The organism is Pantoea sp. USHLN256 (genome assembly GCF_037149875.1).
GTDB lineage: Bacteria > Pseudomonadota > Gammaproteobacteria > Enterobacterales > Enterobacteriaceae > Pantoea > Pantoea nemavictus.
Window position 1 is genome coordinate 354,381 of record NZ_JBBCQO010000005.1, and the last position, 21,829, is coordinate 376,209.

The 21,829-nt window shown below is 54.6% G+C and carries 20 protein-coding genes; 7 read left to right on the forward strand and 13 right to left on the reverse strand.

All coding sequences use genetic code 11. The features are described 5' to 3' along the window. Positions 1 to 229: 229 nt before the first annotated feature. Together WFL93_RS15455 and WFL93_RS15460 are read left to right on the forward strand one after the other, a co-directional pair. Positions 230 to 5,761 carry a glutamate synthase-related protein gene (locus WFL93_RS15455; protein WP_007886610.1) on the forward strand — a complete coding sequence of 1,844 codons (5,532 nt, stop codon included), beginning with the start codon at positions 230 to 232 and terminating at the stop codon, positions 5,759 to 5,761. Positions 5,762 to 5,950: 189 nt separating this feature from the next. Next, positions 5,951 to 7,699 (forward strand): sulfite reductase subunit alpha, encoded by a 1,749-nt coding sequence (locus WFL93_RS15460; protein WP_007886604.1) that lies wholly within the window; start codon positions 5,951 to 5,953, stop codon positions 7,697 to 7,699. Between the two features lie 61 nt (positions 7,700 to 7,760). Here WFL93_RS15460 and sspB read toward each other — a convergent pair whose 3' ends face one another. From sspB to zapE, 5 genes are all read right to left on the reverse strand, one after another. Then, on the reverse strand, positions 7,761 to 8,249 hold the full coding sequence (sspB, locus tag WFL93_RS15465) for a ClpXP protease specificity-enhancing factor (RefSeq protein WP_336778511.1): 489 nt from the start codon (positions 8,247 to 8,249) through the stop codon (positions 7,761 to 7,763). A 3-nt stretch (positions 8,250 to 8,252) separates the two neighbouring features. Then, entirely contained in the window at positions 8,253 to 8,894 is a 642-nt protein-coding gene (gene sspA, locus WFL93_RS15470; protein ID WP_007886602.1) for a stringent starvation protein SspA, read from the reverse strand. Between the two features lie 329 nt (positions 8,895 to 9,223). Beyond that, positions 9,224 to 9,616 carry a 30S ribosomal protein S9 gene (rpsI, locus tag WFL93_RS15475; protein WP_007886600.1) on the reverse strand — a complete coding sequence of 131 codons (393 nt, stop codon included), beginning with the start codon at positions 9,614 to 9,616 and terminating at the stop codon, positions 9,224 to 9,226. 15 nt (positions 9,617 to 9,631) lie between these two features. Next, the gene (rplM, locus tag WFL93_RS15480) at positions 9,632 to 10,060 is read right to left on the reverse strand and encodes a 50S ribosomal protein L13 (RefSeq protein ID WP_007886599.1); all 429 of its coding nucleotides are present in this window, start codon (positions 10,058 to 10,060) and stop codon (positions 9,632 to 9,634) included. 238 nt (positions 10,061 to 10,298) lie between these two features. Further along, positions 10,299 to 11,426, reverse strand: coding sequence for a cell division protein ZapE (gene zapE / locus WFL93_RS15485; RefSeq protein ID WP_049851346.1), 1,128 nt, complete (start codon positions 11,424 to 11,426; stop codon positions 10,299 to 10,301). 190 nt (positions 11,427 to 11,616) lie between these two features. On the opposite strand from zapE, the gene zapG reads away from it, so the two are divergent. The 3 genes from zapG to degS all read left to right on the forward strand — a co-directional run bounded on the left by zapG (position 11,617) and on the right by degS (position 14,669). After that, entirely contained in the window at positions 11,617 to 12,021 is a 405-nt protein-coding gene (gene zapG / locus WFL93_RS15490; RefSeq protein ID WP_007886597.1) for a Z-ring associated protein ZapG, read from the forward strand. 111 nt (positions 12,022 to 12,132) lie between these two features. After that, entirely contained in the window at positions 12,133 to 13,503 is a 1,371-nt protein-coding gene (degQ, locus tag WFL93_RS15495; protein ID WP_007886596.1) for a serine endoprotease DegQ, read from the forward strand. 86 nt (positions 13,504 to 13,589) lie between these two features. Further along, positions 13,590 to 14,669, forward strand: coding sequence for an outer membrane-stress sensor serine endopeptidase DegS (gene degS / locus WFL93_RS15500; protein ID WP_180822952.1), 1,080 nt, complete (start codon positions 13,590 to 13,592; stop codon positions 14,667 to 14,669). 23 nt (positions 14,670 to 14,692) lie between these two features. On the opposite strand, the gene epmA is transcribed toward degS, so the two are convergent. After that, positions 14,693 to 15,670 carry an elongation factor P--(R)-beta-lysine ligase gene (gene epmA / locus WFL93_RS15505; RefSeq protein WP_049851344.1) on the reverse strand — a complete coding sequence of 326 codons (978 nt, stop codon included), beginning with the start codon at positions 15,668 to 15,670 and terminating at the stop codon, positions 14,693 to 14,695. A gap of 147 nt (positions 15,671 to 15,817) precedes the next feature. On the opposite strand from epmA, the gene WFL93_RS15510 reads away from it, so the two are divergent. Further along, on the forward strand, positions 15,818 to 16,342 hold the full coding sequence (locus tag WFL93_RS15510) for a lipocalin family protein (protein ID WP_007886593.1): 525 nt from the start codon (positions 15,818 to 15,820) through the stop codon (positions 16,340 to 16,342). 42 nt (positions 16,343 to 16,384) lie between these two features. On the opposite strand, the gene WFL93_RS15515 is transcribed toward WFL93_RS15510, so the two are convergent. From WFL93_RS15515 to efp, 3 genes are all read right to left on the reverse strand, one after another. Further along, positions 16,385 to 16,519 carry an entericidin A/B family lipoprotein gene (locus WFL93_RS15515; protein ID WP_007886592.1) on the reverse strand — a complete coding sequence of 45 codons (135 nt, stop codon included), beginning with the start codon at positions 16,517 to 16,519 and terminating at the stop codon, positions 16,385 to 16,387. Positions 16,520 to 16,621: 102 nt separating this feature from the next. After that, positions 16,622 to 16,756 carry an entericidin A/B family lipoprotein gene (locus WFL93_RS15520; protein ID WP_007886591.1) on the reverse strand — a complete coding sequence of 45 codons (135 nt, stop codon included), beginning with the start codon at positions 16,754 to 16,756 and terminating at the stop codon, positions 16,622 to 16,624. A 56-nt stretch (positions 16,757 to 16,812) separates the two neighbouring features. After that, a complete protein-coding gene (gene efp, locus WFL93_RS15525) occupies positions 16,813 to 17,379 on the reverse strand; it encodes an elongation factor P (RefSeq protein WP_007886590.1) in 567 nt (188 codons plus the stop codon). 42 nt (positions 17,380 to 17,421) lie between these two features. On the opposite strand from efp, the gene epmB reads away from it, so the two are divergent. Continuing rightward, a complete protein-coding gene (gene epmB / locus WFL93_RS15530; RefSeq protein WP_049851343.1) occupies positions 17,422 to 18,450 on the forward strand; it encodes an EF-P beta-lysylation protein EpmB in 1,029 nt (342 codons plus the stop codon). Positions 18,451 to 18,488: 38 nt separating this feature from the next. Here the strand turns inward: epmB and WFL93_RS15535 are convergent, their stop codons facing one another. From WFL93_RS15535 to WFL93_RS15550, 4 genes are all read right to left on the reverse strand, one after another. Continuing rightward, positions 18,489 to 18,836, reverse strand: coding sequence for a DUF4156 domain-containing protein (locus tag WFL93_RS15535; protein ID WP_336778512.1), 348 nt, complete (start codon positions 18,834 to 18,836; stop codon positions 18,489 to 18,491). Positions 18,837 to 19,033: 197 nt separating this feature from the next. Then, positions 19,034 to 20,686: a chaperonin GroEL gene (gene groL / locus WFL93_RS15540; RefSeq protein WP_007886587.1), complete on the reverse strand. Its 1,653-nt coding sequence runs from the start codon at positions 20,684 to 20,686 to the stop codon at positions 19,034 to 19,036. Positions 20,687 to 20,732: 46 nt separating this feature from the next. Beyond that, positions 20,733 to 21,026, reverse strand: a complete 294-nt coding sequence (locus tag WFL93_RS15545; RefSeq protein WP_007886586.1) for a co-chaperone GroES — start codon at positions 21,024 to 21,026, stop codon at positions 20,733 to 20,735. Between the two features lie 193 nt (positions 21,027 to 21,219). After that, positions 21,220 to 21,672 (reverse strand): FxsA family protein, encoded by a 453-nt coding sequence (locus tag WFL93_RS15550; protein WP_036620254.1) that lies wholly within the window; start codon positions 21,670 to 21,672, stop codon positions 21,220 to 21,222. Positions 21,673 to 21,829 lie beyond the last annotated feature (157 nt).

Sequence of the window (21,829 nt, forward strand, 5' to 3'; positions counted from 1 at the left end):
GCAGCAAGAAGACTCCCTCTAGATGCAAGCTATCTCCCGAAAGAGACCGGATTAAAGAGCAGCTCATTAAGGACGTGACAACAGTGTCTGGAGAGCCCTTGCTCGGTGTTGCGACGCCTGCTCTTTATGAGCGGCACAAGAATTGATACCGCCACGTTGTCTGACTCAGTAACGCGGCAGTACGCGAAATAATGCAGGTAATGTCAAAAGAAGTTTAAGGAGACTCTCAATGTCCACGCAAAAACCGAATCCCTATGGTTTGTATGATCCATCAGCCGGAAGTGACAGCTGTGGTGTAGGTTTCATTACCCGTAAGGACGGCGAGCAGACCCATGAGATCCTGCAGATGGCCCATAGCGCGCTTTGCACGGTCCCGCACCGTGGCGGCATGTCTGCCGAAGGCGTGGGCGATGGCGCGGGTGTTAACGTCGATCTCTCCCTGAACTTCTTCCGTAAGGTTACGGGCATGGCGCTGGAAGCCGGTCGGTTTGGCGTGGGTAACTTCTTTGTGCCTAAAGACGCTGAACTGCGAGCTAATGCTGAGCGTCTGGTAGAAGAAACGCTGGCGGCACACAACTTCCCGGTATTAGTGAAACGCGATATGCCGCTCGACGGCAGCGTAACACGACCCGCCGCCCTGCCATTCCAGCTGCCAATTGTGCAGTGGGTGTTTGCTGCGCCGCAGGAAGTGACTGAACAACTGGAGTTCGAACGCCAGATTTATCGCGCGCTGCTGGATATCGAAGCGCGTGCCTTTACCGAAAGCGAATTCGGCGGTCTGTATCCGCTGTCGCTCTCCTCGCGCACGCAGGTGTTTAAAGCCCGCCTGAACTCCAACGAAGTGATTCCGTACTTCAAAGATTTAACCGATGCGGACCATCAGGTGCGCGGGCTGTTCTTCCATACCCGCTTCTCCACCAACACCGATCCGCATACCACCATGGCTCAGCCGTTCCGCCTGATGGCGCACAACGGCGAGCTGAACACCGATCGTAAAAATCGTATCGCCGAAGCGGCACTGATGCTGGCGCGCGGTAAGAAAATTGTCCGTCCTAAAGGTCAGTCCGACAGCTCCCGTCTGGACCAAAGCATCCACAGCCGTTTGATGGAAGATAATCTCGACCTGATCACCGCGGTGGTGTCCATGATGCCTCCGGCCTGGGAGAACGATACCTCGCTCTCTAATGAAGTACGCGCCATGCTCGAGTACTTCTCATTATATGAAGAGAAGAACGATGGCCCTGCCGCGCTAATCTTTGGTAACGGAGAAGTGATTGGCGCCCGTCTGGACCGCCTTGGCCTGCGTCCGCTGCGTTCCGTTGAAACGGCGGAGTATATCGGTGCCATGTCTGAAGCGGGCCAGATCGCCTTCCCACCAGAAAGCGTGCTGCGTCGTGGCCGTATCGAAGCCGGCGGCATGCTTTATTACGATCACCAAGAGAAGCGCTCTTACACCACCGTGGAAGCGCTGGAAAAACTGGCAGCAGAGAAGGATTACCTCTCCCTGCTGAGCAAAGCGCGCGTCGATCTGGAAGATCTGCCAGAAATCCAGGCTGAACAGTTAGGTTCTCCGCTGCGTTATCGTGGTGACCTGCAAACCTATCAGCGTTTTGTCGCCTACTACTACAACCAGGAAAGCTTCAAATTCATGATGGACCCGATGCTGCAAACCGGCGCTGAGAAGATCTCAGCCATGGGTTACGGCAACGCCATCAACGGCCTGTCCGACCATGAAGGAGGCATGGCTCACTACTTCTCGCAACGCTTTGCGCAGGTGACTAACCCGCCGCTCGACTCCATCCGTGAAGCGGACGGCATGACGCTGCGTGTTGCCCTCGGCGCTAAGCCGCACCTTGGCCGCAGCAAGGGCCAGCAGATCATTGTGCCAACACCGATTTTGACGCACCTCGACATGCTGCGCCTGCGCGAGCAAACCGTCGCTCCTTACGCGCGCTTCGAGATGCTGTATGAGCCGGTAGTCGGTAAAGATATCGTCAGCCGTGCAGCCAACGCCAACGCGCTGGAAAAAGCCATCGATGACTTAGCGCAGCAGGTGGTGGATTTCGCACGCCAGCAAGGCGGCATCGCCGTGATTACCGACCGCCACATCTCCTCAACCCATGCAGCGATCCCGATGCTGTTGATGGTGTCGGCGATCAACCAGCGTCTGGTGCAGGAAGGTTTGCGTCTGGATGTTTCGCTGGTAGTAGAAAGCGGTCAGAGCATCTCTTCACACCATATCGCCGCCACGTTGGGCTTCGGTGCTTCTGCCGTTTACCCACTCGGCGTGCAGATGCGTGCGGAAGAGAAGTTCGGTGAAGGTGTAGAGGGCAATAAAGCGTTTAAACGCTATGCCAAAGCCGCTGAAAAAGCGCTGATGAAAACCATGGGCAAAGTGGGCCTGTGTACGGTTGAGAGCTACAGCTGCGGCGAGTTCTTTGAGCCGAATTTCCTTGATACTGAAGATCCGGTATTGAAGAAATACTTCCCGAATATCAAAACGCCGGTCGGCGGCGCAGGCTTCCCGGCTATCGCCCAAATGGCGGTTGATTGGCATCAGAGTTCGTTAAAAATTCAGGGCGAAGCGGAAGTCCCGCTGCTCGGCCTGTTCAAAGAGCGCGCAGAAGGTGCTGGCCACTCGTACGGCACCATTGCGGTACGTACCTTTATTGATATGACGGAACAACCAATTCGTTTTGCTAACAAAGAGCGCGAAGAGGACAACTTTATTCGTTTGATGACGCTGGCCAAGCTGGATAACGCTTTCAATATCAAAGCGGAAGCCTTTAAAGACAGCAGCTTCGAGCGCATCCCGAATGATGTGATCGACACCTTTGCCATCACACCAGATTACCGTCAGTTCTCCGGCCTGATGCACGCTGAACGTAAACGTCGTCCTGCGGCGCTGCGTGACATCCTCGCGCTGCCGTGCGATTTAACGCACGTGGATAGCGAAGCCGAATTCGGTCGCAAGCTGGGCCGCTACTCGCTGGTCAACAACGGCTTCGCTACGCGTGGTCTGCAATGCGAAGCGGTGAACGGCAGCCTGAACCAGTTTGAGCTGCGCCTGATTGATGCGATTGCTGGCCTGAAGCCTGAGAATGAGCGTCTGGAAGCGCTGTCACGTGCACTGAAAACCCGCTTTATCGATGATATCGAAAGCAGCAATGTGGCTGATGGTGTACTGCACATCACCGCTTACGGCAAAGCCGCGGATTATCTGTCACTGATCTTCACCGCGCTGCCATCGCTGCCGCTGGAAGAGATCCAACCGGCACATGAAATCACCCGGACCTTTGCGTCGGGCGCGATGAGCCACGGAGCGCTGGTGGCGCCTGCGCACGAAGCGGTTGCACACGGCACTAACATGGTTGGCGGCATGAGTAACTGTGGTGAAGGTGGCGAGCACTATTCACGTCACGGCACCATCCGCGCGTCACGCATTAAACAGCTGGCATCAGGTCGCTTCGGCGTGTGGGCGGCTTATCTGGCTGACCCAATGCTGGAAGAGCTGGAGATCAAAATCGGTCAGGGCGCGAAGCCAGGTGAAGGCGGTCAGCTGCCGGCACCGAAAGTGACCGTTGAGATTGCGGCAGCGCGTGGCGGTACGCCGGGCGTTGAGCTGGTTTCACCGCCACCGCACCATGATACTTATTCGATCGAAGATTTGGCTCAGTTGATCCACGATTGCAAAGCCGCGCGCGTGCGCGTCATTGTAAAACTGGTTTCATCTGAAGGCATCGGCACCATCGCCGTCGGCGTGGCAAAAGCCGGCGCCGATGTGATTAACGTCGCGGGTAACACCGGCGGTACCGGTGCAGCATCGGTCACCAGCCTGAAATATACCGGCCGCGTGGCAGAAATCGGTATCGCCGAAGTACACCAGGCGCTGTGTGCCAATGGCCTGCGCGACAAAGTACAGCTGCGCTGCTCCGGCGCGCAGCAGACCGGCAGCGATGTCATCAAATCTGCCCTGCTCGGTGGCGACAGCTTCGAATTCGGCACCACCGCGCTGATGATGCTGAAGTGCGTGATGGCGAAAAACTGTAACGTCAAATGCCCGGCCGGTTTAACCACTAACGCCGAAGCCTTTGATGGCGATCCACGTCAGCTGGCGCAGTACTTCATCAACGTGGCGCAGGAAGTGCGTGAGTTCCTTGCCCGCCTTGGTCTGCGTTCACTGCGTGAAGCGCGTGGCCGCTCGGATCTGCTGCACTTGATGGATCACCCGCTGGAAGTCGGCAAACTGGATCTGCGCGCGATGTTAACCGTGGTGCCAGAGCAGAAAATTGCTAAGCCGGTCTATCTGGAAAAAGACTTTGAGCTGGATGATGGCTGGGTCAACGAACTGAAAACCCAGCTGGTTGGCGAGGCAAGCCGTGAAATCGCGCTGGGCGCCGGCATCACGCTGAACAACCGTAACAAGAGCGTGGGTGGCCAGTTGGCGATCGATATCGAACGCATGCTGAACCATGAACTCTCGAAAGAGCAACTGGCAGCATTGCCAGCGGTGCTGAAAGACGATCGCGGTCGTCACTATCTGGCGCCAGCCACCGTGCTGATCAACACCAGCGGTTCTGCCGGCCAGTCGTTCGGCGCATTCTGCAACGACGGCATGCAGATGAAACATTACGGCACCTGTAACGATGGCGTCGGTAAAGGCCAATGCGGCGGCGAGCTGGTGGTGATGTCACCGGGCGGCGGTGCACAGGATAGCGACGGCAACGTGCTGATCGGTAACTTCGCCCTGTTTGGTGCTACCGGTGGTCGTTTGTTTGTTCAGGGCCAGGCGGGTGACCGCTTCGCGGTGCGTAACTCTGGCGCAACCGCGGTAGTGGAAGGCGTCGGCGACTTCTGCTGCGAATACATGACCAACGGCGCCATCCTCAACCTTGGCACCTTCGGTAAAGGCTTCGGCAACGGCATGAGCGGCGGTTTCGCTTACCAGTACGACCCGTATGGATCGCTGGCGGCACACGCAGCGGGTGATTCAGTACTGTTTGGCTCCATCGCCGATGAAGATGAAATGGCGCAGGTGCATAAACAAGCGGTGCTGACCATGCTGAACTGGCATCTGGAAGCGACCCAATCCCCACGTGCCGCATGGCTGCTGGATAACTGGGAAACCGAGTGCCACCACTTTGTTTACGTAATGCCGCGTTCGCTGTTGCTGTATCAGGATGGCACCGAGATTCTGAAGGCCAAATCGCGCAAAGATCTGCTCGAAGAGCTGTCGACGTCGCTGGCTGCGCATCAGGTAGCGAAGTTCAAATCCGCCTGGCGTGACGGTAAAACCATTGCCAATGGCGCAGTACCGGCTTACGGCGCGACCGACACGCTGGAGATGTTTGTGCTGCTGAACAACTACACCGTTCTCAGCCTTGCGCAGCAGCTGGCGCTGGGCAAGCTGCCGAAAGGCACCGCGGTGGAGGATGCGGCAGTCGAGAAAGCGGTACGTAATCTGCTGATGACCGAAGATTTTACGCTGATTAGCAAGCTGCAACGTCACGCGCGCTCCGCGATTGAGAGCTACAGCGATGACGAGCTGGCCAGCCTGATCGCCGCGAAACGTATGGCCGATTACAAAGCGGCATTGACGCAACGTAACATTCGCTCCATGGATAGCCTGGCGACTTACGGCTGGATCATTTATCAGGATGCCTGCAACCGTGAAGTCCTTGGCCATCTCCCTGATTTTGAAGAGCTGTTTGCCCGTGCTGCATTGCCAGAAATCGCTGCTGCGGTCGGGAAACTTTCCTGATTACAGCACTACTGAACATGTGTAATTTAGACCCTCCCCTAAATAATTCGGGGTGCAGGAAGGCGGCAAACGAGGGCATCACGATGAGCTTACTCAAGTAAGTGATTCGGGTGAGCGAGAGCAGCCAACGCATCTGCAACTTGAAGTATGACGGGGAAAAAATTTTGAACAGGATTGAGTGCCTTACCGATGAAAATTCCTTACATTCCTGAAGATGCACCGTTTAACGGTGAGCAGAAATACTGGCTGGCAGGCTTTCTCGCCGGTCTCCATTCGCGCCTGCTGGTATTAGAAGACAAGCAGAGCGCGCCGGCCGCAGGTGCCAATACGCAACTGCATATCCTGTTCGGTTCACAGACCGGTAATGCTGAAGCGCTGTCACAAACGGCTGCCAAGGCCGCTCGTGCCAAAGGTCTGGTGCCGGTGGTACAGGCGCTGGGTGAGGTGGATCTGGATGTGTTCGCCACTATGCGCCACGTGCTGATCGTTACCTCAACCTACGGCGAAGGCGAAATGCCGGATAACGCCCAGCTGTTTTGGCAGGCGATTTCAGCCAGCACCGCGCCACGTCTGGAGCAGATGCACTTTGCGGTCCTGGCAATTGGCGACACCGGCTACGACGGTTTCTGCCAGGCAGGTAAATTCATCGATATGCGTCTCGAGCAGCTCGGCGCGAAACGTGTTGCCGATCGTATCGACTGCGATATCGACTTTGAAGAGCCATCCAGCGAGTGGATCGGCACGGCAATGCCACAGTTTGCTGCCAGCGCTGGCAGTAGCGGTACCGCGCTGGAAAGTGCGCCAGAAGCGCCGGTGATTCCGGGCAGCAATAAGCAAAATCCCTATGCAGCTGCGCTGGCAACGAACAAGCGTCTTTCAGCAGAAGAGTCGGCAAAAGATATTCGCCACTTTGAATTCGATCTCAGCGACAGCGGTCTGAAATATGAAGCGGGCGACGCGTTGGGTGTGATTCCCGTGAATGACGCAGCGTTGGTGTCACTGCTGCTGGCCGAACTGAAAGCGGACTATGAGACGCCGGTGCCAGGCTTTGACCGTAACCTCGGCGATCTGCTGACGTATCAGTTCGAAATCTCTGAGCCATCACGCAAACTGATTGAGTGGGTTGGACAGCACACCACCAACCAGGAACTGCGTCACGTATTGCAGCACGACGATAAAGATACCCTTGCCGTTTGGCTGTGGGGCAAAGATACGCTGGATCTGCTGCAGCTTGAGCTGACGCGCAGCCTGTCAGTGCCGGAATTGGTTGCCATGCTGCGTCCATTGCAGCACCGCGCGTACTCCATCTCGTCGAGCTCGAAAGCGCACCCTAATCAGGTGCATCTGACCATCGCTTCCGTGCGCTATCACAGCGGCGGCCGCGAGCGTAAAGGCGTGTGTTCAACCTACCTGGCTGAACGTGTACGTCGTGGCGAAAAGCCAGCGATCTTCATTTCGCCTAACAAAGCGTTCCGCGTGCCAGCAAACGGCAATGCGCCGCTGATCATGGTTGGCCCGGGAACGGGTATCGCTCCGTTCCGCGCCTTCCTGCAGGAGCGCCAGGCCACCGGCGCTGAAGGCAAAAACTGGCTGTTCTTCGGTGACCAGCATCAGGCACATGATTACATCTATGAAGATGAGTTGCAGGCATGGCAGGAGAAAGGTCTGCTGACTAATCTCGATCTGGCCTTCTCGCGCGATCAGGAAGAGAAGATTTACGTGCAGAACCGCATGCTAGAGAAAGGCGCGGAGCTGTATGCCTGGCTACAGGATGGCGCCTACTTCTACGTATGTGGCGATGCCTCGCGTATGGCGAAAGATGTGGATGCTGCGCTGTATGAAGTGGTTCGTCAGTTCGGTGGCTTGTCCAGCGAACGTGCTGCGGCTTACATCGATCAACTCAAGAAAGATAAACGCTATCTGCGCGACGTCTACTAAGACGCGCAGGCATAAAAAACGGGCCAATCGGCCCGTTTTTTATTTCTCACTCTCAGACGTATTACTTCACTACACGTAGTGAAGGTCGTCCGCCACGCGGTGGCGGCTCATCATCTGGCGAGTGATCGTCGTCAGTCGCATCGTCCGGACGATCGCCATCAATCACAGACATCATCGTCTCTTCCTGACCACCAGCTTCTTGTTCGTCCGTCGCCAGCTCATAGGCCGGTTCCGGTTCAAACATGGTACCAGCGCCGTTTTCACGGGCATAAATCGCCAGAACCGCAGCCATTGGCACAGAAACCTGACGCGGTACACCGCCGAAACGCGCATTAAAACTCACTTCATCATTGGCGAGGTCAAGATTGCCAACCGCACGCGGCGCGATGTTCAGAACGATCTGTCCATCACGCGCATACTCCAGCGGCACCTGCACACCAGGCAGATTGATGTCGACCACCAGGTGCGGCGTCAGCTGGTTATCAAGCAACCAGTCATAGAACGCTCGCAGCAGATAGGGACGACGCGCCGTTAGTTGCGACATTTCCATACGTTAGCCCCGAGCTTGCAGGCGCATTTCACGTTCTGCTTCCGTCAGTGACGCAAGGAAAGAGTCACGCTCAAACACACGTGTCATGTAGCCTTTCAGCTCTTTAGAACCCGCGCCAGACAGATCAACACCCATCTGCGGCAGACGCCATAACAGCGGTGCCAGATAGCAATCCACCAGACTGAACTCTTCACTCATGAAGAACGGCGTGCGTGCGAACAGTGGCGCAATGGCCAGCAGCTCTTCACGCAGTTGCTTACGCGCTGCATCGGCTTCTGCACCGTTGGTGGTTTCGATGGTGCGCATCAGGCTATACCAATCCTGCTCGATGCGGTGCATCATCAGACGGCTTTCACCACGTGCCACCGGGTAAACCGGCATCAGCGGAGGGTGCGGGAAACGCTCATCGAGGTATTCCATGATGATGCGTGATTCATACAGCGTCAGTTCACGGTCGACCAGCGTAGGTACGGTGCGATACGGGTTGAGGTCAATCAGATCCTGCGGCAGGTTATCCGTTTCAACCTGCTCGATCTCCACGCTGACGCCCTTCTCAGCCAGTACAATACGTACCTGATGGCTGAAAATGTCAGTCGGACCAGAAAACAGCGTCATTACCGAACGTTTGTTGGCAGCGACAGCCATGAAAACCTCCAAGTTTGTTCACAAAAAGATACTGCGAATAGCCAACCACGCGGCGACTCACCGGCTCATCAGATTCGCCTACCGTCAGCGTTAGAAGCATCGCCCGGTCTTCCCGACAGGAACGACAAGCACAACGCTGCGTCTCGCAGGCGCAAAGTGACAGTGAGTTTACCAGATTTTAAGCAGCTTGTGGGGCGGGCATGATGATTTGCGGGCAAAATGCGGGTAAAGCTCGCGTTTTTCGTGGGAAAAAATCATAAATACAGATAATAAAAAACCCGCCGAAGCGGGTTTTTTGAGCCAACTGCCGCTGCCGAAGCAGCAAACAATTAACGCTTGGAGAACTGCGGACGACGACGTGCTTTACGCAGGCCGACTTTCTTACGTTCAACTTCACGCGCATCACGGGTAACGAAGCCCGCTTTACGCAGTTCAGAACGCAGAGACTCGTCGTACTCCATCAGAGCGCGTGTGATACCGTGACGGATCGCACCAGCCTGACCAGAAATACCACCACCTTTAACGGTGATGTACAGGTCAAATTTACCAACCATATCAACCAGTTCCAGCGGCTGACGCACGACCATGCGTGCAGTCTCGCGACCGAAATACTGCTCCAAAGAGCGCTGGTTAATTACGATGTTACCGCTACCCGGCTTGATGAAGACGCGAGCGGCAGAGCTTTTGCGGCGACCAGTGCCGTAGTTTTGAGTTTCAGCCATTGCCTATAATCCCGATTAAATGTCAAGAACTTGCGGTTGCTGCGCCGCGTGGTTGTGCTCGTTGCCTGCGTAAACTTTCAGTTTACGGTACATAGCACGACCCAGTGGGCCTTTCGGCAGCATGCCTTTAACCGCGATTTCAATCACACGCTCAGGACGGCGCTCGATCATCTCTGCAAAGGTCGCTTGCTTGATACCACCGATGTGGCCAGTGTGGTGATAGTAAATCTTGTCAGTACGCTTGTTGCCGGTTACAGCAACTTTTTCTGCGTTCAGAACGATGATGTAATCACCGGTATCAACGTGCGGAGTGTATTCCGCTTTGTGCTTACCACGCAGACGGCGCGCCAGTTCAGTCGCCAGGCGACCCAAGGTTTTGCCCGTTGCGTCAACAACATACCAGTCACGCTGTACGGTTTCTGGTTTAGCTGTAAAAGTTTTCATTGAAAAGCTTACCCAAATAAAAAGTTACACGTTGGTGAAATCCCAAACGCTAAGTAAACGATTGAGGCTCACACGACCATTTTGCCCAGCAAGCCACCCCTTCAAGTGAGTTACCGGATCACATCGAGTTCTTGGGAAAGAAAACCGATGCTGTAACGTGGGGTCGCAAGATTATAGAGAAGTCGAACTCAAAGATCGAACCTTTTTGCATCTAAATCCTGCGATTTCTGCCACGTCATCAGGGCAGATGCGGCAGACGCAAATACTCTTCGCTTTGCATCTCCTGCAAACGCGACAAGCAGCGTTGATACTCAAACTTCAAGCGTGTGCCCTGATAAATTTCAAACAGTGACGTTTCTGCCGCCACCACCAGTTTCACGTGGCGTTCGTAGAATTCATCGACCAGCGCAAGGAAGCGACGCGCCTGATCTTCGGTCTTATAAATCATCACCGGCACATCATACAGCAAGACGCTATGAAAACGGCGTGATAGCTCAATATAGTCATGCTGGCTGCGCCCTTCGCCGCATAGCGTCAGGAAATCAATCGCCAACACGCCTTCATGCACGCCGAGCGTCGGCATCTGCCGATGGTTAATTTCCAGCACCGGCGCATCTTCACGTGCTTTGCCTGACAGCGCGCGGAACATGCGCTCCATTTCGCTATGCGTGGCATCGCTCAGCGGGAAATTCCACAAATGTGCCGACGTTAAGGTACGTAAGCGGTAGTCGATACCGGCGTCAACGTTCATCACTTCGCAATGACGTTTGATTTGTTCGATGGCAGGCAGGAAACGCGCACGCTGCAAGCCGTTGCGGTAGAGTTCATCCGGCGGAATATTCGAGGTCGCGACCAGCGAAATACCGCGCGCAAACAGCGCTTCCATTAGCGTGCCGAGCAGCATGGCATCGGTGATGTCCGAGACAAAAAATTCATCAAAACAGAGAATGTCGGTTTCCGCTTTAAAGCGATCGGCGACAATCAGCAGCGGATCGCTGTGGCCCTGCAGTTGCGTCAGCTCCTGATGGACACGCAGCATAAAGCGGTGGAAATGCAGACGCAGCTTACGATCGCCAGGAATTGACTGAAAAAACAGGTCCATTACCCAGGTTTTACCGCGCCCAACGCCACCCCACATATAGAGGCCGCGCACCGGCGCATCGCGGGTGCTTTTCTCTTTATTGATCATCTTAGATAAGCGGCCAAACAGACCTTTTGCTTCCGGTTCAACGTGTTGCTGACGGGCAATCAGTCCTTGCTGGATGGCATCTAAGCGGGTAATCGCTTCTCGTTGTACGTCATCCGGGCGGAATTCGCCCTGCGACAGCGCCTGCTCATAACGTGCAAGCGGAGATGAGGTTTGCATGGTTCTCTCAGAATCCCTGAAAAAGTCCGATTCACGGGTCGGTTGACGAAAATTAGGCCGCTCTACACTATGCTATGCAGCCCGATAGTTCCACTTCCAATAGATTATTGGGTATAGTGGCTGCTATTGAAGTTGATGTTGCAGCAGAAGCAATGCCCTACGAAACAACGGAAATTACACGGGAGTCATTATGACCTGGGAATACGGGCTGATTGGTTTAGTGATTGGCATTATTGTCGGCGCGGTAGTGATGCGTTTTGGCAACAAGAAGCTGCGTGAGCAGCGTAGCATGCAGTATGAGCTGGAAAAATCGAAGGCTGAGCTGGCGGATTACCGCGAGGAGCTCACCAACCACTTTGCACGCAGTGCCGAGCTGCTGGACAACATGGCGCATGATTATCGCCAGCTGTATCAGCACATGGCGAAGGGGTCAAACGACCTGCTGCCAAATCTGCCAGGCGAGAAAAATCCGTTTGCCTACCAGTTAACGGAAGCCGAAGCGGATAACGATCAGGCGCCGGTACAAATGCCGCGCGATTACTCTGAAGGCGCATCCGGCCTGTTACGGGGTAGCGATCGCACACCGCGTAATTAATCCTTTTGGGGCACAGCTTGGCTGTGCCCTTTTTGTTTGTCGAACCCTTGCCCCAAAAGACTGTCACACTTTTTTATCCCCTTTTCTTTTCGCAGCGAGAGCGTTGTAGCAATGAAAAAACAAGCACGACTGTTGAGCGCATTAGCCTTGAGCATTGGCATGAGTCTGGCCGCGGCACCGAGCGCGCTGGCCACGCTACCCGCCCAGATTCAGGGACAAGCATTGCCAAGCCTGGCACCGATGCTGGAGAAAGTTCTGCCTGCGGTAGTCAGTGTGCATGTTGAGGGCACCGATTCCGGCCAGCAGGCGCAAGATATCCCCGAGCCGCTGAAACGCTTCTTTGGTCAGGCGCCGGGACAATCCCAACCGCAGCCGTTTGAAGGGCTGGGTTCCGGTGTGATTATCGATGCCGCGAAAGGTTACGTCCTTACCAACAATCATGTGGTGAACGGCGCAGACAAAATCAATGTGCAGTTGAGCGACGGCAACGAATACGATGCCAAGCTGATTGGTCATGATGAGCAGACCGATATCGCTTTGATTCAAATTGAGGGCGCAAAAAACCTCACCCAGGTGAAAATCGCCGATTCGGACTCGCTGAAAGTGGGTGATTTTGCGGTGGCTATCGGTAATCCCTTTGGCCTTGGTCAGACGGCCACCTCCGGCATCATCTCTGCGCTGGGTCGTAGCGGCCTGAATCTGGAAGGGCTGGAGAACTTTATCCAGACCGATGCCGCAATTAACCGCGGCAACTCCGGCGGTGCATTGGTTAACCTGAATGGCGAGCTGATTGGTATTAATACCGCGATTCTGGCTTCCAGCGGCGGCAACATCGGTATTGGCTTCGCGATCCCAGCCAATATGGCGATGAATCTCGCGCAGCAACTTATCCAGTTCGGCGAAGTGAAGCGCGGCCAGCTGGGCATTAAAGGCACGGAAATGACCGCCGATATCGCCAAAGCGTTTAACGTTGATGCGCAACGCGGTGCCTTTGTTTCGGAAGTGCTGCCGAAATCTGCCGCCGAGAAAGCGGGCATTAAAGCCGGCGATATTATTACCTCCATCAATGATAAGCCGATTACCAGCTTTGCCGAGCTGCGTGTCAAAGTGGGTACAACGCCGCCGGGCCAGGACGTGAAGATCGGCCTGCTGCGTGAAGGCAAACCGGTAAATGTCACCGTCACGCTGGAACAAAGCGCGCAGACTACCGCCAGCGCGCAGCTGATGTCTCCAGCACTGCAAGGCGCAACGCTGAGCGACGGCGCGACTAAAACCGGTGATAAAGGCGTGAAAGTCGATGCCATCGAAAAAGGCACGCCAGCGGAGCAAGTTGGTTTGCAGAAAGACGATGTGATCATCGGTGTGAACCGCAATCGCGTGGCATCGATTGCCGAAATGCGCAAAGTGCTGGAAGGCAAACCACCGGTGCTGGCACTGAACGTGGTGCGCGGCGACGAAAGTATTTACCTGCTTCTGCGATAATCCTCGCATCAGGCGGACAAGCAGGTGTTTGTCCGCCTTTCTCATGCTATTCTGCCCTGCGATCTCACCTGGCTTGAAATAACACCATGTTTCTTAAACTTTTGCGTTCTGTGGTGATGGGCCTGATCGTGGCTGGCTTACTGCTCGTCGCGATCCCTGCGCTGCGTATGGGCAGCAATATCACCTTTGAGCATGACAATAGCGATGATGAAGCACCCGTCAGTTTCAATCAGGGTGTGCGACGTGCCGTGCCCGCGGTCGTCAATGTCTATAACCGCAGCGCCCACGGCAACAACAATCGCGGTATCACCACGCTCGGTTCTGGCGTGATCATGAACGGCAAAGGTTATATCCTGACCAACAAACACGTCATCAACAACGCCGATCAGATCATCGTCGCGCTGCAGGATGGCCGTTTCTTCGAAGCCACGTTAGTGGGCTCTGATGCCATGACCGATTTAGCGGTGCTGAAAATCAGCGCGTCAAACCTGCCGGTGATCCCAATTAACGCTAAACGTATCGCACACATCGGCGACGTGGTAATGGCCATCGGCAATCCGTACAATCTCGGCCAAACCGTGACGCAAGGCATTATCAGTGCCACCGGACGCGTTGGCCTGAGCTCATCTGGCCGACAAAACTTCCTGCAAACCGATGCTTCCATCAATCAGGGCAATTCAGGCGGCGCGTTGATTAACTCGCTCGGCGAATTGATGGGCATTAACACGCTGACGTTTGATAAAAGCAGCGATGGCGAGACGCCAGAAGGGATTGGTTTCGCCATTCCTACCGCGTTGGCGAGCAAAATCATGGATAAGCTGATTCGTGATGGTCGGGTGATTCGCGGATACATTGGCATCACCGGTCGCGAACTGCCGCCGCTGCACGGCCAGGGGAATAACCTCGATCGCGTTCAGGGCATCATTGTCAGCGATGTTACGCCAGGTGGCCCCGCCGATAGCGCCGGGATTCAGGCTAATGACGTGCTGCTTGAGGTGAATGGCAAAACCGCGCTCTCAGCGCAGGAAACCATGGATCAGGTGGCAGAAATTCGCCCAGGCTCGGTGATTGACGTGCAGATATTGCGCAATGAAAAGAAAATGACGTTGCCGGTAACCATTCAGGAGTTCCCGGAAGTAACCGCGCCCACCACCACGACACCATAAGGGCGCTTACGCGCCCATAGGGTTTAACTGCGATCGACCGGGAAGGCGATCACTTCGCTTAATGAACTGGCTTTCAGCGCCAGCATAATCAAACGATCGACCCCCAACGCCACGCCGGAACAAGCCGGCATACCGTGCGCCAGTGCATCCAGCAAGTTGGTATCGATAGGATGTTGCGGCAGGCCCCGCGCGGCACGACGACGATTGTCCTGCTCAAAGCGCTGACGCTGTTCACGGCTATCAGTTAACTCACGGAAACCGTTCGCCAGCTCAATACCTTTGTAGTAAACCTCAAAGCGCTCAGCGACGCGGTGATCTTCAGTACTGATCTCAGCCAGCGCCGCCTGCGTGGCCGGGAAGTGATAGACGAAGCACGGCTTATCAATCCCGATTTTTGGCTCAACGCCCAGCATAAACAGTAGCTGCAGCAGCGTATCGCGGTCTTCTTCACGGTTCGCTAACTCGCCCTCGCCCAGCTTCTCCGCCACTTCGCGCAGCTGCGCTTTATCAGCAGACAGCGGATCGATCTCCAGATGACGAATAAACGCCTGTTGATACGACAGGGATTCGGCGCTGTCACACTCCAGCACCTGCTGCATGAGATCGTCCACCTCGTTCATCAGGCGGTACATATCGTAATGCGGACGATACCACTCCAGCATAGTGAACTCTGGGTTGTGGTGACGTCCCGCTTCTTCATTACGGAAGCTGCGGCCCATTTGATAAATCGGTCCGCTACCCGCTGCCAGCAGGCGCTTCATGTGGTATTCCGGACTGGTCATCAGCCAGAGATCGCGCCCTTCAGCAGCGCCCGGCCCAACGAAACGCGTCTGGAAAGGTACCAGATGAATGTCCGTAATGGTCGCCTGACTCATCGCCGGGGTATCGACCTCCAGCACGCCGCGATCGGCAAAGAAACGCCGTATTTCCGCCATAATAGCGGCGCGTTTCAACAAATTGGCAATAGATGCGCTCGGCTGCCAGCTTGCCGTTTCGCTCATGTTGATGACTCCTCATACAGATAAGGGGTGGAAGTCTACCCGCATTGACGATGGCAAACAACGACGCAGCAAAGGCGGCTGGCACAGCCAACATTTTGGTCACGGGCGGCTATACTTAACTCATTAAAATCGTAAAGGAATCCCACAATGTCCCCATGGAAAACCCTGCTCGCCAGCCTCAGCGCTTTTCTCTCTGTGGCCTGCTCGACCACACCGCCCAAGGGCGTCACGGTGGTAGAGGGCTTTGATAGCCAACGTTATCTCGGTCAATGGTATGAAATCGCCCGCCTTGATCACCGCTTTGAACGCGGTTTACAGCAGGTCACGGCCAATTATAGCCCGCGCGAAGATGGCGGCTTAAAAGTGGTAAACCGCGGCTTCAATCAACCCAAGCAACGCTGGCAGGAGAGCGTCGGTAAAGCCTATTTCACCGGCGATAAACAGCGCGCCTCGCTTAAAGTGTCATTCTTTGGTCCGTTCTACGGCGGTTACAACGTGATTGCGCTAGATCCAGACTATCGCTATGCGCTGGTCTGTGGACCCAATCGCAGTTACCTATGGATTCTGTCGCGCACGCCTCAGCTGGACGAAAGCATTAAACAGCGTTTGGTTGAACAGGCCAGAAGTGCCGGATTCCCGGTTGATGAGCTGATTTGGGTTGAGCAGAAATAGAGATGAGAACCGGTGCGAAAGCAGCTTTCGCACCGGAATATCTTACTGTGCGCTGCGCTGAATTGCCTTGCCGCCCGCCGAAACATCTTCGCCAACACCACGCGTGGTGTTGCAAGCGGTCAGAACGGAAGAGAGTACCAGCACGGAAAAAATCGCAACAATACTTTTCTTTAACATAGCCATATCCTTTTTGGTTGCAGTAAAAGTACAGCTCTTAAAGCATAGTCTCGATCTGTAAAACTGCGGATGGGCGGAGTAAAAAAGAGAAGTGGCAGCGAATTATTTCTCAGCTGCGTGTGAGATGGCGCCGCCTAAATGCGAGACATCTTCACCAAAGCCATGAAAAGTGTTGCAGGCGCTCAAAGCGGAGGAGACCAGCAACGCAAAAACAGCAAACTTTGCCATCTTTTTCATTTTTCTGAACTCAGAAAGAGAGAAAAGGCGCATCACCGATGCGCCTGATTTGACGATTATTTTACGCGTGAAACGTATTCGCCAGAACGGGTATCTACTTTTACTACTTCGCCAATCTGCACAAACAGTGGCACTTTGATGACCGCGCCGGTAGACAGCGTTGCTGGCTTACCGCCAGTACCCGCGGTGTCACCTTTCAGGCCTGGATCGGTTTCGACCACTTCAGCTTCGATGAAGTTCGGCGGCTGAACGGCGATCGCTTTATCGTTCCACAGGGTAACGATACAATCAGCGTTGTCCTGCAGCCACTTGGTCACATCATCCAGCACTTTAGATTCGATCTGATACTGCTCGAAAGATTCCGGGTGCATGAAGTAGTAGAAGTCGCCGTCGTTGTAAGAGTATTGCAGCGTCATATCACGAACGTCTGCGCCTTCGGCAGAGTCAGTAGATTTGAAGGTTTTCTCAACGCGAGAACCGGTCAGCAGACGACGCATTTTTACGCGTGCAAATGCCTGGCCTTTACCCGGCTTAACAAACTCACTGGCTTCGATGGCATAAGGTTCGCCTTCGAACATGATTTTAAGACCGGGACGGAAATCGTTGCTAAGATAAGTCGCCATAAAGGCCCTCTGTAAATATTGAACTGGTAAATAGCCAAAAAAATGGCACACATTGTAACCCTAAATCCCCCCGTCAGAGAAGATTGGTTGCAGCAACTCGCTGATGTTGTGACCGAACCTGCTGAATTACTGCAACTTTTAGCTCTGGATCAACATACAGATCTGGCTGCAGGCGCTGATGCACGCAAGCTTTTCGCCCTGCGCGTACCGCGCGCCTTCATCGCACGCATGAAAAAAGGCGATGCAATGGACCCGTTGCTACTGCAAGTCATCACCAGCCGTCAGGAATTTATTGATGCGCCAGGTTATAGCACCGATCCGCTCGATGAACAAAGCAGCGTGGTACCTGGTTTACTACATAAGTATAGAAATCGTGCGCTGCTGCTGGTAAAAGGCGGTTGCGCCGTCAACTGCCGCTACTGTTTCCGCCGGCATTTCCCCTACCAGGATAACCAGGGCAACAAGCGTAACTGGCAAGCCGCGATTGATTACATCGCCACCCATCCTGAACTGGATGAGATAATTTTCTCCGGCGGCGACCCGCTGATGGCAAAAGATCATGAGCTGGCCTGGCTGGTTGCCGCGCTGGAAAAAATCCCCCACCTCAAACGCCTGCGCATTCACAGCCGCTTACCAGTGGTGATTCCGGCACGTATCACCGAAGGTTTGTGTCAGATTCTGGCAGACACACGTCTGCAGGTGTTGATGGTGAGCCACATTAATCATGCGCAAGAGATTGACGACGAACTGCGTTACGGCATGCAGATGCTAAAGCGCGCGGGCGTAACATTGCTCAACCAGAGCGTGCTGCTGCGTGGTGTGAATGACGATGCGCAGGCGCTGGCAAACTTGAGCAATGCGCTGTTTGATGCCGGCATTCTGCCCTATTACCTGCACGTGCTGGATAAGGTGCAAGGCGCGGCGCACTTCTATGTTGCGGATGAAGAAGCGCGCGGACTGATGCGTCAGCTGCTGGCAATGGTTTCAGGCTACATGGTGCCTAAACTGGCACGTGAGATTGGTGGAGAGCCAAGCAAGACGCCGCTGGATTTACAGTTGCGCCAGGAATAAAAAAAGCCGCATCAGCGGCTTTTTTTTACGACGACAGCTTACGGGCACTTATACACCTGGCCAGACATTTTGCTGTCGAGCGGGGCGAAAGCAGACAGCAGATTCTGCGTCGGGCTGGTGGCGCCATAAATCACGTTGCCGCCCATCTCTGCCGCGCGGTTGCGCAGGTCGTTAGCCGCGCCACGCAGTGAACTGCCTTCACCGCCTGAACCGGTTAGCCAGTTGCTCTGTGAGCCGGTAAGCGTTCCCAGCAGCTGACATTGACTGGCTGGTTGTTGGTCGACGAAGGTCACACGTTCGCCGCCAGAACTCAGTTGATTGGAGCTGCTACAGCCCGCCAGCAGTAAAGTTCCCACTGCCAGTCCGAGCAAGAGGTTAATCCGCATTGTAATCCCCATTTATTATCATCAGTGTCGGGCGGCAGCGTAGCAGAAAAGCGCACTTTTTTTCTGAACATTCATTGCCCTAAACCCGTAAAGCCGAAGTATTGCGCCCTTACTTATACCTTGTTCCCCCGCAAAAGAAAAACCCCCGACCGTTTCCGATCGAGGGTTTTCCAGATGACTTAAGCAGTCAGGGGCAATTACATCATGCCGCCCATTCCGCCCATGCCACCCATACCGCCAGCGCCGCCTAAATCAGGTGCGTCGCTTTTTGGCAGGTCAGTGACCATTGCTTCGGTGGTGATCATCAGGCCAGCCACAGATGAAGCGTATTGCAGTGCAGAACGCGTCACTTTGGTTGGATCCAGGATACCGAAGTCGATCATGTTGCCGTACTCTTCGGTCTGCGCATTGTAACCGTAGTTACCGTCGCCCGCTTTCACGTTGTTGGCAACGACAGATGGCTCTTCGCCGGCGTTAGACACGATCTGACGCAGTGGCGCTTCCATTGCGCGCAGCGCAACTTTGATACCCACGTTCTGGTCTTCGTTATCGCCTTTCAGGCCAGATGCGGCGATTTTCGCTGCAACGCGAACCAGCGCCACACCACCACCTGCAACCACACCTTCTTCAACCGCAGCACGGGTTGCGTGCAGGGCATCTTCAACGCGTGCTTTCTTCTCTTTCATTTCAACTTCAGTTGCTGCGCCCACTTTCAGTACGGCAACGCCGCCTGCCAGTTTCGCTACGCGCTCCTGCAGTTTCTCTTTGTCGTAATCAGAGGTCGCTTCTTCGATCTGCTGACGAATCTGCGTTACGCGACCAGAGATAGCGCCTTGATCGCCCACGCCATCGATGATGGTGGTGGTGTCTTTGTTGATCACAACGCGTTTTGCCTGACCCAGATCTTCCAGCGTCGCTTTCTCCAGCTCCATACCGATCTCTTCAGAGATAACGGTACCGCCGGTCAGGATAGCAATATCCTGCAGCATCGCCTTACGACGGTCGCCGAAGCCCGGCGCTTTAACCGCAGCCACTTTCACGATACCGCGCATGGTGTTAACCACCAGCGTTGCCAGTGCTTCACCTTCCACGTCTTCTGCAACGATCAGCAGCGGCTTACCGGCTTTAGCAACGGCTTCCAGCACAGGCAGCATTTCGCGGATGTTAGAGATTTTCTTGTCAGCCAGCAGGATGAACGGGGTTTCCAGCTCAACTGCGCCAGTTTCTGGCTTGTTGATGAAGTACGGCGACAGGTAGCCACGGTCGAACTGCATACCTTCAACCACGTCCAGCTCGTCTTGCAAGCCGGTGCCTTCTTCAACGGTGATAACGCCTTCTTTGCCCACTTTGTCCATTGCATCAGCAATCAGGGTGCCGACGGTTTCGTCAGAGTTAGCAGAGATGGTACCCACCTGGGCAATTGCGCGTGAATCCTGGCAAGGCACAGACAGGGTTTTCAACTCTTCAACAGCGGCGATAACGGCTTTATCGATACCGCGCTTCAGATCCATCGGGTTCATGCCCGCTGCAACGGCTTTCAGGCCTTCGGTGATGATCGCCTGAGCCAGTACGGTTGCAGTGGTGGTGCCGTCGCCTGCTGCGTCGTTCGCTTTAGAGGCCACTTCTTTCACCATCTGTGCGCCCATGTTTTCGAACTTATCTTCCAGCTCGATTTCACGCGCAACAGAAACACCATCTTTAGTGATGGTCGGTGCACCAAAAGATTTATCCAGAACCACGTTACGGCCTTTCGGGCCCAGGGTAACTTTTACTGCATCTGCCAGTACGTTTACGCCACGCAGCATTTTCACGCGTGCGTCATTACCGAATTTTACGTCTTTAGCTGCCATTTCAAATATCCCTTAAATTCGTTTCGTTCAGTGAATTACGCGTAAATTACGCTTCAACAACTGCAAGGATGTCGCTTTCGGAGATGATCAGAACTTCTTCGTTGTCGATTTTCTCGGTCTTAGCACCGTAGCCTTCGCTGAAAATCACCAGATCACCCACTTTTACGTCCAGTGGCTTAACTTCACCGCTTTCCAGGATGCGGCCTTTGCCAACAGCCAGGACTTCACCGCGGGTAGATTTACCGGCAGCTGAACCGGTCAGCACGATGCCGCCCGCTGATTTAGCTTCAACTTCTTTACGCTTGACGATGACGCGATCGTGCAATGGACGAATTTTCATTTGATAGCTCTCCTTTGAGAAGTCCAATCATTCATTTTTTGGGTTAGAACCGGACTGCATGGCTTCCGGCCTCGTGCTGGAAGAGATAGGGGCAATAAGTGGGCTTTCAAGGGTAAAAAATATAAATATTTTCGTTTCTGCAATAGATGGCGAAAAATGCAGCAAAAAGGCGGCTTGCGCCGCCTTGTCATGTTTATTGGTCTTTATCGTGGCCAATCTTGTCCTGATCCTTGCGCTCATACTCACCGTCCATGGTGAAGCCCGCGTCGGGGCCCGCGCCCGGTCCGCGCCACACGCGCAGATGCGGCATCAGCTTTAGCGTCAAATGCTTCTGCACCGGCGGCAATAGCAGCAGCAGGCCGAGGAAGTCGGTAAAGAAACCCGGCAACAGCAGCAGGAAACCGGAGATGATCAGCGAAACGCTCTTGGTCATCTCTGCCGCCGGGCTCTCATTGCGCGCCAGCTTCTCCTGCATCAGCCGGAAGTTCTTCATGCCCTGATTTTTCACCAGCGACACACCAATACATGAGGTGAAGATCACCAGCAGCATGGTGAGCAGCACGCCCAGCGCATGCGCAACCTGAATGAAGATTGAGATTTCAATCCAGGCCAATACAAAAAAAATCACTAACGGTAACCAGCGCACCGAATTCTCCTGTGAGTTGGAGCTGCCTCGCAAATTGCCAGACAGCAGAAAGGGAGGGTCTGCATGACCGTATTGACAGAGATGGGCATTTGCGGCGCCGATTTCAACCGATCCTGCCATTTTTTTCCCACTGACTTAAAATTGCGAAGTACATCAC